General features: G+C 48.6%; 11 protein-coding genes and 1 tRNA gene. 8 read left to right on the top strand and 4 right to left on the bottom strand.

Translation table 11 applies throughout. The features are described 5' to 3' along the window. Positions 1–18: 18 nt before the first annotated feature. The gene (gene trmB, locus BRW83_RS11010) at positions 19–747 is read right to left on the bottom strand and encodes a tRNA (guanosine(46)-N7)-methyltransferase TrmB (RefSeq protein ID WP_005879357.1); all 729 of its coding nucleotides are present in this window, start codon (positions 745–747) and stop codon (positions 19–21) included. Here trmB and BRW83_RS11920 point away from each other — a divergent pair. After that, complete coding sequence (locus BRW83_RS11920; RefSeq protein ID WP_186447525.1) at positions 707–970, top strand: hypothetical protein; 264 nt, start codon at positions 707–709, stop codon at positions 968–970. The genes trmB and BRW83_RS11920 overlap by 41 nt on opposite strands. On the opposite strand, the gene BRW83_RS11005 is transcribed toward BRW83_RS11920, so the two are convergent. Beyond that, the gene (locus BRW83_RS11005) at positions 924–2309 is read right to left on the bottom strand and encodes a sodium/glutamate symporter (RefSeq protein ID WP_036602450.1); all 1386 of its coding nucleotides are present in this window, start codon (positions 2307–2309) and stop codon (positions 924–926) included. The two genes, BRW83_RS11920 and BRW83_RS11005, sit on opposite strands and share 47 nt — an antisense overlap. Positions 2310–2571: 262 nt before the next feature. After that, positions 2572–2874 (bottom strand): hypothetical protein, encoded by a 303-nt coding sequence (locus tag BRW83_RS11000; protein ID WP_005879361.1) that lies wholly within the window; start codon positions 2872–2874, stop codon positions 2572–2574. A gap of 616 nt (positions 2875–3490) precedes the next feature. Between BRW83_RS11000 and BRW83_RS10995 the strand changes: the two genes are divergently transcribed. After that, entirely contained in the window at positions 3491–5107 is a 1617-nt protein-coding gene (locus BRW83_RS10995) for an RNA-directed DNA polymerase (RefSeq protein ID WP_005879363.1), read from the top strand. Beyond that, complete coding sequence (locus tag BRW83_RS10990) at positions 5104–5808, top strand: hypothetical protein (protein ID WP_005879365.1); 705 nt, start codon at positions 5104–5106, stop codon at positions 5806–5808. The genes BRW83_RS10995 and BRW83_RS10990 overlap by 4 nt, the downstream gene beginning before the upstream one ends. 103 nt (positions 5809–5911) lie before the next feature. Here BRW83_RS10990 and BRW83_RS10985 read toward each other — a convergent pair. After that, positions 5912–5996 (bottom strand) — tRNA-Leu (locus BRW83_RS10985). Positions 5997–6198: 202 nt separating this feature from the next. Here BRW83_RS10985 and rnr point away from each other — a divergent pair. The 5 genes from rnr (at position 6199) to BRW83_RS10960 (ending at position 17025) form a co-directional block, all read left to right on the top strand. Continuing rightward, the gene (rnr, locus tag BRW83_RS10980; protein WP_005879367.1) at positions 6199–8580 is read left to right on the top strand and encodes a ribonuclease R; all 2382 of its coding nucleotides are present in this window, start codon (positions 6199–6201) and stop codon (positions 8578–8580) included. 31 nt (positions 8581–8611) lie between these two features. After that, a complete protein-coding gene (rlmB, locus tag BRW83_RS10975) occupies positions 8612–9361 on the top strand; it encodes a 23S rRNA (guanosine(2251)-2'-O)-methyltransferase RlmB (RefSeq protein WP_005879369.1) in 750 nt (249 codons plus the stop codon). Positions 9362–9427: 66 nt separating this feature from the next. Then, positions 9428–10177 (top strand): serine O-acetyltransferase, encoded by a 750-nt coding sequence (gene cysE / locus BRW83_RS10970; protein WP_005879371.1) that lies wholly within the window; start codon positions 9428–9430, stop codon positions 10175–10177. Positions 10178–10351: 174 nt separating this feature from the next. Continuing rightward, positions 10352–13621, top strand: a complete 3270-nt coding sequence (locus tag BRW83_RS10965; protein ID WP_232451490.1) for a DUF748 domain-containing protein — start codon at positions 10352–10354, stop codon at positions 13619–13621. Positions 13622–13662: 41 nt separating this feature from the next. Continuing rightward, on the top strand, positions 13663–17025 hold the full coding sequence (locus tag BRW83_RS10960; RefSeq protein ID WP_005879375.1) for a DUF748 domain-containing protein: 3363 nt from the start codon (positions 13663–13665) through the stop codon (positions 17023–17025). Positions 17026–17032 lie beyond the last annotated feature (7 nt).

The raw sequence follows: 17032 nt of genomic DNA, 5'->3' as shown, positions 1-17032 counted from the left end.
CACATTCAGGCTTTTTTGTTATTCCGGCTGACGCTTTTGGAAAACAAGGTCCCAGACGCCGTGTCCAAGCCGCAGTCCCCTTTTTTCGAATTTGGTAACGGGGCGGTAATCGGGCCTTTCTGCGTAATCCGTTGCCGTGTTAATAAGTGCTTGCTCACCAGTAAGCACTTCCAGCATCTGCTGGGCATATTCCTGCCAGTCTGTTGCGCAGTGAAGGTACCCCCCAGCCCTGATGCGGGTGCAAAGGAACTTCACGAAATCCGGCTGGATCAGGCGGCGCTTGTTATGCCGGGCCTTGTGCCAGGGATCAGGGAAAAAGACGTGAACCCCGTCAAGTGAATTTTCCGCAATCATGTCTTCCAGAACCTCGACAGCGTCGTGCTGGATGATCCGTACATTCGTCAGGTTCTTTTCACCGACCAGTTTCAGCAGGCTGCCTACGCCCGGAGTGTGTACTTCCACACCGATGAAATTCAGTTCAGGCTTGCTTTCGGCAATCGTCGCCGTCGTTTCTCCCATTCCGAAACCGATCTCGAAAATCGTTTTCGCTTCCCGTTTGAATTCCTGAGAGTAGTCCAGCGTCCGTTTTTCGTAAGGGATGCAGAACGTGTCGCCGTATTCGTTGATCGCTTTTTCCTGACCGGTCGACAGCCGTCCGGCACGTGTGACAAAACTCCTGATACGGCGGACTTCAGGATTGAAAAACATGGGTTTGCCGGATTTGTGGGAAACGGGTTGGTCTGACATAAGCTTGAAACGATCAAAAAGGATAAAAAGGCTTTACGGAAAATACCGCTGCAAAGTGTGCGTCATTTTACGCAGTTTTGCCGGCTATGAAAATGGACTTGATCCTGTTGAAGGAAAAGCGTTGCAGGCAATCGTTGATAGAGAGGATAAAGGATTCTTGCAAAGGATGAAAAACTCTATTTTTGAATGCCCTTGGTGGAAATGGCAGTCTGGCTCGTCCTGAAAAAGACCAGCCAGCAAATCACGGCAACGACCAGTACGGCAAGACAAAAGAACCAGACGACCAGTCCACTGCCAAGCATGACAAGCGGCACGGCGAGCGACGTCCACAGACCACCACCCATGACCGGTTCATGCAACAGCTGCTTGTATCCGAAGGCTTCCGTTGCAACGGTCTTGTGATCCGGGTCGACCGTGCGCAAGAGCATCAGTCCGGTAGCCGTGACACCCATTGCCTGACCGAATTCCGCAATGGAGCGCTCGAACCATGCCTCTTTGAAAATGCGTGGCCCGATATACATAACCGTAAAGATATTCCATATCGCCCCGACTGCCACAAGAATGGACAAAGGCATCCAGTAGGCGACGACGAACTCGATCCGGATCGAGGCAATCGCCGCAACGACCAGAAAATCCAGCGATGCCCCGCAAATGCGTTGCATCTGTCCATGGTCGGCAATGTAATCGAGGCGCGTTTTACGCAGGAAAATCTGGAGCAGGACGCCACCGATCATGCAGAGCGGGAAAAGCGGGAGGCTTTCCATAATCCCCATTTCCTGAATCGAAACAGGCGTGAAGGTCTCGCCCAGTACCAGCAATTCCTTGATGCCGTAACCGATGAGAACGGCGATCCCGACCAGCGAAATATGCAGGGCAAGCGAGTCCAGCGAATTCGACTGGACCGTCTGAAGCCCCGCCGCAGGCTGCTTCCCGCGTGGGTAAACGCCCACTCTTTCGAGCTTTTCCTTGTCGTCGAACGTTCTGATGCCTGAAACGTATCCTTTGCGCACGGCGATATTGATCAGCACCATGCCGATGACAATCCCGAATACAATCCCGCAGGTGGCGACCGTATAACCCAGATCGGCGCCTGCGGGCCAGCCCAGCTTGTCAAAAGTGTGCGCCATTCCGCCCACCGTCCCGTGTCCTCCCTGAAAACCGATTTCAAGCAAATTGCCGAAAACGTCCGGAACCCCGAAAACAGGCCCCAGAAAGACAAAAACCAGTCCAAGGCCGATGACGTATTGACCCCATGCATTGATCTGTCCGAAACAGAACTGCGGCGCGGCCAGTCCCCATATTTTTTTCAGCGGAGTCGCCGCCGCTCCAAGGAAAAGCCCGGCAAAGACGATATTGATCAGGAAACCCGGCAGTTGTCCGAAAGCGACAAACCAGTCCGCGGACATGAACTGCCCAAGCGTTTGGATGACGATCAGACCGATAAAGCCGCCAATGACGGAAGAAGGGATGAACAAACGCTGGAAAATGGAAAAGCTCGACCGGACGACGATTCCCAATACGAGAAGCACACTGATGGCGCAAAAGGACATGACGGCGATCATTAAAATTCTTTCAGATAAAGTCAGTCAGAGAACGGCCGGATTCATGCAGCCGGGTTTTTCGCATTCCCAAATGAAGAATATTAAATCACATTGAAGACCTTGCCGGACGATATCAGACAAGATTGATGAAAAAACAAACATATCCATTAAAACAGTTGCAATGGTGTCAATAGGTTCCCTTTGCGCAGTTTTGAAAGTGCATGTTTCTGATACACAATAAAAAAGGACGGGCGAGACCCGTCCTTCAGTCGCTATAGGCGTATTATTTCTTTCCGGTTTTCTTGCCGGTAACTCCGGCTCTTTCCTGTTCGCATTTCTTGATGGAAGATGCCTTTGCTGCACCGTAGAGCGGCTTGCCGTCCTTGCTGACAGCCAGCGCTTCACAGCTGGTGGCAGAGCGTTTTTCCTGTTCACACTTCTTGATCGATGCCGCTTTGGCAGCGCCATACAATGGTTTGCCATCCTTGCTGACCGCTCTGGCTTCACAGCTGTCGGCACTCGTTGTCTGGGCATAGGCACCCATCGCGAATAAAGAGACAAAAACGGCAACAAGCAACTTTTTCATAAAATCTCCTGCGAGGTTTGGTTGATAAAGCCGTCCGTATGCAACGGATTCGTGTCAAACGCCGGATGTATGATGAGATTGGGCTCTTCCGGCGTTTGCCAAACTATAGAAGATTTATGCTGCGCCAGACGGTCTTCAGTCGCCTTCTGACGCTTTTGTTGATCGTTCTCAAGCCATTCTATTGTTGATAGTTCAACAGGGTGAGAATCGATAAATTACAAAAAGAAGCTTGCTGGCAATGATCAAGAAAATTTCGTTGGAACTTTCTCATCAGATAATCAGGAAAAAGCTATACTAATCAAAAACCTAAAAAATTCTCCAAAAGCGAAACCAGTTCTGTGAAAGAGAATATCTACGCATCGAAATAACGATCAGCCTGATAAAACTAACGATTAAGGAAAAGGATGTATAGACACTCAAAAATGAAAAAGTATACAGATAGAGCGTTATCAATCTTACATGCGGTAGAAGGTTGTCAATCAGAAAAATATTATCAATTGAAAAGTGTCTTAACTTATTGTATCGCTTGGTATACTATTAAAAATTATAGCGTGATCCGTATCCAGCGTTTTTAATATTATGAAACTAAATAATATCTATCTAATAATTCATCAATATGCAGATAACTAAAGATCAAGCATTTGAGTTAGCTGTTAAAAACATAGCTAAATTTGGCGACACAGATATATTTCCCTACCCGATAGATAATCAAGTTTTTTATGATGATCCGTCTGGTACGATAGATATTCTTAAGGAAATTGATACAGGATTTGATCAAGCAATTGAGAAAATTCCGTTGCTTGCTGTTAAGAGTTTGGCTGCAGTAGGATATGCGGGGTTTCGATGGGGGACACAGATTGATCCTATTTGGAATGCTTATCTATTATCTCTTGTACTTCGGATAGGCGATGATATTGAACGAGCAAGAGTGTCCATCGATAAAGAAGTAGTCTTTTCCTATCGATATAAACCTGATTTTACGAGTGCTTCTGTGTTTGATCCAAGTATAGGGTGGCATGAATTTCAGATGCGTTCGATTGATTTGGCTAGAAAATATTCATATGTATTAGTATGTGATATTTCTGATTTTTATCCTCGTATCTACCATCATCGACTTGAAAATTCTTTGAAACGTGCAACTGTGGATGCAGATGCAATTAAAAGAATTGATTCGATACTTTTCCGAATAGCTGAACACGTTTCATATGGGCTACCGATTGGCGGACCTGCTGCTAGATTGTTGAGTGAATTATTATTGAATCGTATTGATCGATTGTTGCTAAGCGAACAAATACAATATTGTAGATTTGTTGATGATTATCGAATTTTTGCAAATTCAAGAGAAGAAGCGTATAGGTCATTAGTTCGGTTGAGCGAATTGTTGTTAGTCAATGAAGGACTTTCATTACAAAAAACAAAAACACGGATACTTACTTCCGGAGAATTTCTTCAAACATCTTCATTGGCCGAAGAAAATAAAGCCGAAACACATGAAGAACAGGAAGCACGTTTATTTTCTCGTCTGAGATTACGATATGATCCTTATTCGCCAAATGCGGAAGAAGAGTATGAAGCCCTCAAAGAAGAGTTAAATAAGTTCGACATTGTTGGGATGTTGGGAAGACAATTGACAAAAAGTAGAATTGAAGAAGGTCTAACTAGACGACTCATTGGGGCTGTAAGACATTTGCCCGATCAAATGAAAAACAGAGCAGTTTCTTCTATGTTTGCTAGCCTAGACATTCTTTATCCTGTATTTCCTGCAGTAATGATTGTAACAAGAGCTGTAATGGCTGATTTAGATAATAATACTCAAAATGAAGTATTTAAAGCTCTTAGAGATCTTATAAGTTCAGGATCATATATTACTCAAGTGCCGGCGAACCTTTCCTTTGCAATAAGAGTATTAGTTATAGATAATTCAGAAGAAACGGAAGCCGTATTAGTTAGATTATCAAGAGAACAGCACAATATGATGATAAAAAGAGATCTCATATTAAGTATGGCAAATCGGGGTGCTGATTACTGGATATCAAATTGTCGAAAACAATATTCCACATTAACAACATGGGAAAGGAGGGCGCTTATTGTCAGTTCATACATTTTAGAAGATGAGGGTAAACATTGGCGAGATGGTATTAGGAAAGAATTAAATTCTTATGATCAACATCTCATGAAATGGGCGGGAAGCAAAAAAATGGCACAAGGTAACGCTTGGCATATTCCAATATGATTTCGGAACGTCAATTAGCTCAGAAACATTCTTCGTTTTGGCGAGATATTGCGCCAATGGGGGAGACCTTTTGGCGTGCTCAGCATGCTCACATCCTACAAAAATGGGAACCAATTAAAACAAACGCATATCGTTTTTCTCGAGCTTTTATAAATGAGCTTGCATTTGTTGCTTTTACAAATATCGTCAAAGCAGGGGAAAATAATAATGTATTAAAAGCCTATGTAGAGAATGGAATTGAGACTGCGACAGCATACATATCAAGATTTCAGAATAATCTAAATACTTATCAACTCACCGAAAATGATATTTTAGAAGCGATGACTTTAGCTGGCCGGCTTTATGATTATTTTTCTTCAGTTGGGGTCATGAACGACACAATTTTACGTCCAAAATTTGCTGGATGCGGAGAAATAATGGCTGCAGAAGGTGACTTAATAGTAGGTCAAACGCTTTACGAAATTAAAGCAGGTAATCGCCCATTTCGTATATCGGATTTGAGACAAGTTCTGACATATTGTGCGTTGAATAGGTTACAACCCATTTCTACTATCAACGAAATTGCTTTACTAAATCCACGAGTTGGGTTGCTGTGGACATACAATTTAGACATGTGTTGCTTATCAATTGCTGGAAAGAGCGCTTCAGAATTATTTGACGATATCGTAGATTATGTTTGCCAACCACGTAATTATCTATGATATTTAGAAAACTGTGTTGAATGCGTTAAAATTATATCTTGAGCAACAAAAAAGCCCTGAAACTCAATGTTTTCAAGGCTTTCTGCTGTATCTTTTGCGGTGATGGTGCCCACGGAGGGATTTGAACCCCCACACCTTGCGGCACATGGACCTGAACCATGCGCGTCTACCAATTCCGCCACGTGGGCAATCTGCACATCTGATATTATATTTGCAACCGGAAGAACTGAACAGTGACAAATTGCATTCAGTTCTTGTTGATTCGCAAATGCAAGACTGCGATTATAGCGTGATATACAAACATGTCAATCATCTTGCCGAATCTGTTGAAAAAAAGCATGATGAAGTTGTTAAAATGTCGACTGTCCACCCATTTTATTAAGAATTCATTTGAAAAAATATCCTTATTCCATCCCCAGCCGGGAAGAAATTCTCGACACCGTGCGTGAAGCAGAAAAGGGCAGCAATGCCAGAGTCATCGCGCGGGAGTTGCATGTCAAAAGAACCGAGATGGACGGTTTGTTGAAGAGACTGGACGCGATGGAGCGCGACGGTCAGCTTTTATGCGACGCAAAAGGCAATTACAAGGTCGACAAATCGACCCATTTCATCACCGGTTATGTTCACAGCCATCCGGACGGTTACGGTTTCGTCATTCCCGAAGAGGGCGGAGACGATATTTTCCTGTCGGAAAACGAGATGCACAAGGTCATGCATAACGACAAGGTGCAGGTTCGTGTGGTCAATGTCGACAAGCGGGGACGACCCGAAGGGCTTATCGTCTCGGTATTGACTCGCGCCCATACGCATATCGTCGGCCGCCTGATCAATGAAAACGGTGTCTGGCTGATCGCTCCGGAAGACAAGCGTATCGTCCACGACATTCTGGTAGAAGGTTCTCCCGGTAATGCCAAGGCAGGCCAGATTGTCAATGCCGAACTGATCACGCAGCCGTCCCGCTACTCGCAGCCGATTGCCCGCATTGTCGAGGTGGTCGGCAATATCGACGATCCGGGTATCGAAATCGAGATCGCTGTCCGTAAATTCGGCTTGCCTCATGTATTTTCCAAGGCCTGCATGGATGCGGCGGCACGTCTGTCGGATACGGTTTTGCCGGAAGATTATGCCGGGCGGGTCGATTTGCGCGATGTGCCTCTGGTGACGATCGACGGTGAAGACGCCCGCGATTTCGACGATGCCGTGTATTGCGAACCGGTCAAGATCGGCGATGAAACGGCGTATCGCCTGATCGTCGCGATTGCCGACGTCAGCCATTACGTCAAACCGAACGAACCGATCGATTCGGATGCCTTGTTAAGGGCGACTTCGGTTTATTTCCCGCGTCGCGTCATTCCGATGCTGCCGGAAAAATTGTCGAACGGCCTGTGTTCGCTGAACCCGGGCGTCGATCGGCTGGTGCTGGTATGCGATGCGCTGGTTTACCCGAATGGACAGGTAGAGGCTTACCAGTTCTATCCGGCCGTGATGCATTCGGCCGCACGCCTGACCTATACGGAAGTGGCGGCGATCCTGAAAAGCCAGAAAGGGCCCGAAGCGATCGTTTATTCAAGTCTCGTGCCGCATCTGCTGGATTTGTACGGGCTGTACAAGGTGCTGGCAAAAGCACGCGAAGAACGCGGAGCGATCGATTTTGAAACGGTCGAAACCTACATTGTCAGCAATGCCGCAGGCAAGATCGAAAAAATATTGCCGAGAGTGCGCAACGATGCTCACAAGCTGATTGAGGAATGCATGCTGGTGGCCAACGTTTGTGCGGCCGATTTCATCAAGACGCATAATCATCCTGGAACGTATCGTGTTCACGCACAGCCGAACGAGCAGAAGCTGGAACAGGTCAGATCGTTTCTGGCACAACTCGGCTTGTCGCTGGCCGGAGGCGATTCTCCAAGTCCGTCGGATTACGCCGTGTTGATCAAACAGATTGACGAGCGGCCGGACGCACCCTTGTTGCAAACCATGCTGCTGCGTTCGATGCAACAGGCGATGTACAGCCCGGACAATATCGGCCATTTCGGTCTGTCTTACGGGGCTTACACCCATTTCACCAGTCCGATCCGCCGTTATCCCGATTTGCTGACGCACCGGGTCATCAAGGCGCTCTTGCTCGGCAAACGCTATGTGCCAAGTGGCATCGACAAGCGCCTGTTGAACACCAATGTGCCGAGTTCGATCCGCAAACAGTTATTGTCGAAGGAAAAAAGCAAAAACAAACAAACTGCCGAACAGGCAATTTGGGAAGCGCTCGGTTTGCATTGTTCCGCCAATGAACGGCGCGCCGACGATGCTTCACGTGACGTCGAGGCATGGCTGAAGTGTTACTTCATCCGCGACAAGCTGGGCGAGCACTTCACGGGCACCATTTCCGGTGTGACCGGTTTCGGCATTTTCGTGCAGCTGGACGACCTGTTTATTGAAGGGCTGGTGCATATCGGGGAATTGGGGCACGATTACTATCATTTCGACGAAGTGCGCCACGAGCTGAAAGGCGAGAGTTCCGGTGTCCGGTACCAGTTGACCGACCGGGTGATCGTTCAGGTCAGCCGGGTCGATATGGATGCCCGACAGATCGATTTGCGACTGATTGACGGGCCGTTCAAGGCCTCCGACAAGAAGGAAGGCGAAACGGTGAATACCGAACCGGCCCAGCATGTTATTTTCGACCGGTACAAGAAACGGAATATTGCGACGCTGACCGACAAGGACGAAAAAGTTGAAGGGCGTCCGTTTTCACGCAGACGGAAATCCCGCTGAATGTTTATTGCAGATAGTGCAGAAAGTAAAAATGAAAAATAAAGTCATATTCGGCTTCCATGCCGTCACGTCGCGTTTGCGCCATGAAGCCTCTTCCGTCGAAGAACTTTACGTCGATGCCGAGCGGTCTGACCGCAGGATGCAGGACTTGCTCAAAGTCGCCAAGGCGGCCGGTGTCCGGATCATTCAGGCGGACGGTGCGCGTCTGGACAAGATGGTGGGCACCCGACGCCATCAGGGGGTTGTCGCGATGGCGGCACCCGTTTCGCTGGCGCGCAATCTGGATGAATTGCTGGACGCTATCGAGGGTGCGCCCCTGTTGCTCGTTCTGGACGGCATCACCGATCCGCATAATCTGGGCGCCTGCCTGCGTGTGGCAGACAGCGTCGGCGCCCATGCCGTGATCGCGCCGAAAGACAGGGCTGTGGGCATCAATGCCACTGTTCAGAAGGTGGCGAGTGGTGCGGCTGAAACCGTTCCGTACATTACCGTCACGAATCTGGCAAGGACGTTGCGCCAGCTGCAGGAACGCGATATCTGGGTCGTCGGTACAACCGATGATGCGGAAGAAAGCCTGTATGAACCGGATTACTCGGGTGGCGTGGCATTCGTCATGGGTTCCGAAGGCGAAGGCATCCGCCGTCTGACTCGTGAAAACTGTGATCAACTGGTCGCCATTCCGATGTTCGGTTCCGTTGAAAGCCTGAACATTTCCGTGGCTTCCGGCATTTGCCTGTATGAGGCCCGTCGCCAGCGCATCATGAAAATGCGACAGGACTAAATGGACGTGCAGAATTTTGCCGAAACGGTTATTATCTGGCTCTTTTGTTAATTATCTGTCAAACACATGTTCCGCCATCTTCGCGAAGATATCAGAAGCATCATCGCCCGTGATCCTGCTGCCCGCAATACCTGGGAGGTCATTACCTGTTACCCGGGGTTTCAGGCTATTCTGGTACACAGGATGGCGCACTGGTGCTGGAAGCACGGGCTGAAATGGCTTGCCCGTTTCATTTCCCATCTGGCGCGCATCCTGACGGGAATCGAGATCCATCCGGGGGCGGTTATAGGACGCCGGGTGTTTATCGATCACGGCATGGGTGTCGTCATTGGCGAAACGGCTGAAGTGGGCGACGATTGCACGATTTATCAGGAAGTGACTCTCGGCGGCACGTCGCTGACGAAGGGCAAAAAACGCCACCCAACGCTTGGGAAGGGCGTCATTATCGGGGCCGGAGCCAAGGTGCTGGGCAGTTTTACCGTCGGCGAAATGGCGAAGGTCGGTTCGAATGCCGTTGTCGTCAAGGAAGTGCCTGCTGGCGCGACGGCTGTCGGCAATCCTGCTAGGATCATTCAAAAAGAAGAAAACAGGGACGAAAAAGATGCTGCCAGTGCCCTGTTTTCGTCTTACGGCATTACGCCGAACGGGGACGATCCCCTCATCAAGGCATTGCGTGGCCTGATCAATAATGCCGCGGCGCAGGAGCATCAGTTGAAAAACATTATTTCCGCACTGGAAGCAGCTGATATCAAGCTTGAATCCCTGCCGGAAGAGGCGAAAGTCAGCCCTGAACAACTGAACAAACTCGTCGAATAAGACGGATTGCCGTAAAAACATTGTTTTTCTGCAGCCGGTTTGCTTTATGTGCAAACCGGCTGTTTATTTATTGGCGGATTTTATTTAATATGGGTTTTAAGACCCGGCTTTATTCAGGGCAGGTATTATCGGCAGAAACGATCGTGTCACAAGGAGAATGAAGTGGAAAATCCGTTGAAGCGCATACCACCGTTCTGGCGAAACCGTTTTGCCAAATGGTTCCAGATTATCTTCATTGTTTTGCTGGTTGCGTATGGTCTGACGGGTTTTTTTATCGTTCCCGACCTCATCAATAAAAAGGCACAGGAATTCGTTGCCGAAAAATTCCAGAGAAAACTCAGTTTTACAAAAGTCTCGTTCAATCCATTTACGCTGACAGCCGATTTCGAGGGAATGCAGCTTTCCGAACATGGTTCGGAAAACGGTTTTGCCTCGTTCGATCATTTACTCGTCGATTTTTCAGCTGAATCGTATTTCCGGTTGGCGCCTGTCGTTGAAAAACTTACGCTGACCAATCCGAAAATCCGTCTGGAACGGCAGGAAGACAACCGTTACAACATCGATGATTTCGTCGCTTTCGCAATGGAGCCGAAAGAAGACGATTCATCCGCGAAGTTTGCCGTCAATAATATCCAGATCAAAAACGGGCTGGTCGAGTTCGACGACAAGCCGAAAAACAAGCGGCACTTTGTCGATGAGCTGAATCTGACGATACCGTTCATTTCTTCCCTGCCGTCACAGGTCAATATCTTCGTCGATCTGGCCCTGTCCGCGAAGGTCAATAATGAAAAAATCGAGATATCCGGCAAAACAAGGCCGTTTTTCAGGGAACGGGATGGAACCGTCAATCTCAAGCTGGACAGTATTGATCTGGTTTCATACATAAGTTATTTGCCTTTCAAACCCGGTTTCAAACTGAAGGACGGCAAGCTGTCCACCGATCTTGAGATCGGCTTCGTCAAGCCCGAAGAAGGGAAAATGGGTCTTTTCGTGGAAGGCAGGATCGATCTCGATGCATTCCAGCTGGCTGACCTGAATGGTGCCGATTTGCTGAAAATACCGGAACTGGATGTCAAAATCGACAAGAGCGATGTCCTTTCCGGAAATCTGGCCGTCAATCTGGTCGAGCTGAAATATCCAGTCGTATCTCTGGACCGCAACAGAAAAGGTCAATGGAATTTCGAACGGATGTTCGCGACGGTAAACGGAAAAAGCAAACCGCAAAAAGAAACGTCGCAGGCAGATGCCTCCGGTCAGGACGGTCAAGGCATGCCTTTCAATCTGGCACTGGACAAATTGACCGTTACGGAAGGCCAGTTACAGATCAGGGATCAGACCAATGCCGTACCGGCGAATTTCTCCGTGAAAAACTTCGGACTGGTCGTGGACAAGCTGGTTCTGGATCTTCCGAAACGGGACATGACTGTCGAAAAAATCGTGTCAGCGAATACGGATATCAAATTCGTTCATGGCAAACTCGACATAGCGGATAAGGACGCCAAAAAAACGGCTAAAAAAACGATGGACGATGCTGCCGCACAAGCCGGTTTCAATTATTCCATCGCCCGTTTTGAATTGGATGACTGGTCGCTTTACTTTGAAAACAGGGTTGCCGGAAAACCGGTCGTGACCCGTGTCACGAAACTGGACGTGTCCGCAGACCATATTTCAAGCAAATTGAATGAACCGGTTGCCATAACGGTCGCGGCCAATATCAACGAAAAGGGCAAACTGGATATCAGGGGAACGGTCGAGCCGGTGCCACTGAAAGCCGATCTCGATCTGGATATCAAAAATGTCGATATCCGTGCCGTGCAGCCTTACATTGAAGAGTACGTGAACTTGTCCTTGCGTCAGGCCAATTTGTCGCTTGCCGGAAAACTGAAATTCGCAGAAGCACGAAATCGTGGCTTGGAGGGCCAGTTTACGGGCAATGCGGGCCTCTCCCGTCTTGTGACGGTCGATCAGGTGACGCGGCAGCCGTTCGTGAACTGGGGTGACCTGTCCCTGAAAGGCGTTCGGGTGAACCTGTCGCCGCTCTCCGTAGTCGTTGATCAGGTAACGCTGAACAATCTGATGGCCAGAGTCATCCTGAGTTCAAAAGGACGCCTGAATTTGCAGGATGTCATGCGAAGCGAAACAGGCGGCCAGAAGAGCCTGACGCAAAACGAGGAAAAAGATAACGGAAAAACACCGGCAGCCGGGACGGCAGTTGCACAACAAACGGCACAACAATCTGCCGATAGCGGTCAGGCTGACCAATTGAAAGCAGACAAGAAAAATTATTCCATCCTGATCAAAAAATGGCTGATCAGAAACGGAAAGATCCGGTTCTCGGATAATTTCATCCAGCCCCGCTATACCGCCAATCTGGTGAATTTGAGAGGCTCGATCAACAACCTGTCAACGGATGCCAGCAAGCAGGCGACAGTCGACGTGAAAGGCCGCGTCAATGGTGCGCCGCTGACGATTGCAGGGGAGTTGAATCCTTTAAGCGATAAGCTTGCGCTCGACATCAAGGCCAACGTAAAAGGAATGGAACTGGCGCAGTTTTCCGCCTATTCCGGAAAATACATCGGGTATGGCATTGAAAAGGGCAAGCTTTCCTTCGATGTCCATTACAAGGTTTTGAACGATCAGTTGACGGCGGAAAATTCACTGGTTCTCGACCAGCTGACACTGGGTGATGAAGTCGAAAGTGCGGATGCCGTTCATTTGCCTGTTCGTCTCGCGCTCGCCTTGTTGAAAGACAGGAATGGCGTCATCGACATCAACCTTCCCGTGGGCGGTTCGTTGAACGATCCCGAGTTTTCCGTGGGGGGCATTGTGTTCAAGATGTTCGTCAATCTGTTGACGAAGGCAGTCACGGCACCGTTCAAGCTGCTGGGGGCACTCGTTGGAAATGACGCGGAATTGTCGTTTGTGACTTTCGAGCCGGGAAGTCATGCGATTACCGCAAGTGAACAGAAAAAACTGGAAGCACTGGCGAAAGCGCTGGAAAACAGACCGGCCCTGACGCTGGAAATTACCGGGAAATACGATCCTGTCGTCGACAGCAAATTGACGATCATGAAAAAGCTGCGGGAAATGAAAGCGAAAGACCTCGGTAAAAAGGCGGGAGACGCCAAGGTGGTCGTTACTGACAAGGAATATCCGGATTTATTGAAGCGCCTTTACAGTAATGAAGATTTCGAAAAGCCCAAAAACTGGATAGGGTTTTCCAAATCGGTGCCTGTGCCGGAAATGGAAAAACTGTTGTCCCAACATTTTTCAGGAAAGTCCGATGACCTGATCCAGCTGGCGAACCAGAGAGCGCGGGTCGTAAAAGAATGGCTGATCACGGATGGAAAGATTCCTGAAGAAAGACTCTTCCTGTTAGCCAGCAAGGCAAAGAAAACCGAAGGCAACGATTCCGGCAACCGCGTCGATTTTTCATTAAAATAACAGGATGAGGCTGATTGGTTCCAACAGGATGATTTTATTGAATGACAGAGCAGAACACTCCCGATATTGAAAAGCGGCCGAACAAACGGTCGCGAGTGAAACTGGCGGTTGTCGGGTTTCTGTCGTTTCTCGTTTTGTTGCTTGTCCTTGTTGCCGCAGGCATTTATTTTCTTCCCCGGATCGTCGAATCCGGAGCGAAGGAATTTGTCGCTGAAAAATTCAATCGTGAACTGACGATTCAGAAGCTCGATATCGACCTGTTGAACCTGACGGCAAAACTGGACGGGGTTGTGCTGACCGATCCCGGTTCGAAAGACCCGTTTGCCTCGTTCGATCATCTGTTTGTCGAACTGTCGCCGGAAACCTTTTCCGAACGCGCTCCCGTCGTGAAAGAAGTCCGCCTCGTCAATCCGAAAATCCACATCGTCCGTTACGGGAAAAAGCAATACAACATCAATGATCTTGTGGCTTATGCCACCCAACCGAAAGAAGACGAATCGAAATCGAATTTCTCGATCAACAATATCCAGATCGACAACGGAACCATACGGGTAGACGATCTACAGCGGAAAAAGACCCTGCTGATCGACGAGCTGAATATCGATATTCCCGTCATTGCCAATATGCCTTCACAGGTCGAGATTTTCACGGCTCTGGCGATAAGCGCAAAGGTCAACAATGACAGAATCGAACTGGTCGGGAAATCCAGAACGAAACCGGCATACGACAAGAAGTCCGGCAAGATCAGCGTCAAGCTGGACAAACTCGATCTGCCGACCTATCTGGGTTATCTTCCATTCGATCCGGGATTCAAACTGAAAAGCGGCAAATTCTCGGCTGATCTTGACATCATATTCCCGAGAAAGAAAGAGGAAAAAAGACGCATTCTGGTTCGGGGTGACGTTACCCTGAATTCAGTGTCGCTCGCGGAATCGAATGGTGCTGCCGTCCTCAAATTTTCGGAACTCAAGGTCGATATCGACAAAAGCGATATCCTCTCGGGAAAGATCGGTATCGGTCGTATCGGCTTGAAAAATCCGGAAGTGTTTCTGGATAGAAACAATAACGGGCAATGGAATGTTGAACTCCTGTTGAATACAGGGAAAAAGACCGACACCGGAACACAGACAGCGAAGAACGAAAAACCTGCGGAAAAACAGTCGTTTGCCATCGATCTGGGTCAGCTTGCCGTGAGCGGAGGGCAGGTTTTCATTACGGATAAAACATACAAGACGCCGGTCAATATATCAGCCAGAAATATCGGTTTGAGTGTTGAAAAACTGTCACTTGATATGGATAAACATGACGTGACTGCCAGCAGCGTTGTTTCGACCGGCACGCGGATCAGTTTCATCCACAGCATGCCCGAACTGCTGGACAAGTTCAAAGGGGGTGACAAGTCTGGCGTAGTACAAAAAGCCGTCGACAAGGCAGAGGAAAAGTCCGGTTTTCATTTCCGGATCAAACAGGCTGCACTTGAAAACTGGTCACTTCATCTTGAAAACAGACACCCGAAGGAACCGATAGTCACCAAAGTATCCCAGCTCGATGTCAAGGTAAATGATTTGTCCGATGCAATGGACAAACCGCTTGCCGTGTCTGCCAGCGCGAAAATCAACGATCATGGTACGTATATCGTAAAAGGAACCATTAATGTTTCGCCAATGAAAGCCGATCTGGATGTGGATATCAAAAATGTCGATATCCGGTTTATCCAGCCGTATATCGACGAGTACGTGAACCTTTCCCTGAGAAAAGCCGATTTGTCCATCAAGGGCAAACTGCTGGTCGGAGAGGGCGCATCCGGCGGTTTGCAGGGGCAGTTCAAGGGAGGGGCGGCAATCGGAAGTCTGGCTGCTGTAGACCAGTTGAGCCGGCGTCCGGTCGTCAGCTGGAAAGACCTGGCGTTTGAAGGGGTAACAGTCGATCTGAATCCTCTGGCAGTGACAATCGACAAGGCGGTCATGAATGGTGTGTCTGCCAGAGTCATCCTGCTGGCGGACGGTCGTTTGAATCTTCAGAACATTTTGCGCAGCAAGGCTGGCGGACAGAAAAGCCTGACTGAAAATGAAGAGGAACCAAAGCCTGCCACAGCTCAAAACGATGTAGCTACAGTGGAGCCGCTTACTGCCACGCAGGAAAAGGCAAAGCCGGAGCAAGACAAACCGGAAACCGCAACGCAGAAAGCCGTTATACAAGCACCGGACAGTCAGGGAAAACCGGACTTTTCGCTCGTCATCAAAAAATGGATCATCCGCAACGGAACCGTCCGTTTTTCAGACAATTTCATCAAGCCTCGTTACACGGCCAATATCCAGAATCTGCGTGGCGCATTCCTCAATTTGTCGAACGACCCGAAAACGCAATCGAGAATTCGCCTGTTGGGTCAGGTTAATGGAGCACCGCTGGATATTTCCGGTTACATTAACCCGTTAAGTGATAATTTGACCCTGAATATCAAGGCACAGGTGACAGGCATGGAACTGGCGCAATTTTCTGCTTATTCCGGCAAGTATCTGGGTTATGGGATCGAAAAAGGAAAACTGACGTATAAAGCAACTTACAAGGTTCAGAACGGGATGCTGACGGCCGAGAATTCTCTGATTCTTGACCAGTTGACGCTGGGCGAAAAAGTCGAAAGCAAGGAAACGATCAGCTCGTCCATCGAACTGGCTCTGGCCCTGTTGAAAGACAGTGACGGCGTCATCGATCTCAATGTCCCGATTGCCGGTTCACTGAACGATCCCCAGTTCTCGCTGGGCAGCATAGTCGGGAAAGTCATTTTGAATACCCTGAAGAGAATCGTGACAGCTCCTTTCGCATGGCTGTCCTCTTTGAATGAGAAAGAGAAAAACCTCTCGGGCATGGTTTTCGAACCTGGCAGCGCCAACTTGTCGAAAGAGGGTGAAAAACGTCTGGAACGGCTGTCTAAAGGTCTGGTGAAACGGCCGAAGCTGAAGCTCGAAATTACGGGAATGTATGACGACGTCGCGGACAGGGAAGGGCTTGGCCAGTCGACGCTGGACAGAAAAATCCGTTCGCTGAAGCGGAAAAAAACGGGAGCGCAATCGTTCGAAGAGATTACGGTCAGTGAAAAGGAATATCCGGAATTGCTGAAAGAAGTTTACAAGAGCGAAAAATTCGACAAGCCGAAAGAACTGGTTATTTTCGACAAGGCACTCCCGGTTCCGGAAATGGAGAAATTGCTGATCCGGCATTATGCCTCGACGAACGACAACCTGATTCTTCTGGCGAACCGCAGGGCGAAAGCGGTCAAGACCTGGCTGGTGCTGAAAGGCAAAGTGCCTGATGAAAGAATCTATCTGCTTGCCAGCAAGAAGGGTGTAGCTGAAAAAGACAAACCTGCGCATCGCGTCGATTTCAATTTGCGCTGGAAAAACTGACTGGCTG

Origin of the sequence: Oxalobacter formigenes (assembly GCF_002127965.1) — a bacterium.
Classification (GTDB): domain Bacteria; phylum Pseudomonadota; class Gammaproteobacteria; order Burkholderiales; family Burkholderiaceae_D; genus Oxalobacter; species Oxalobacter formigenes.
This window is presented reverse-complemented; position numbering and strand designations above follow the sequence as displayed.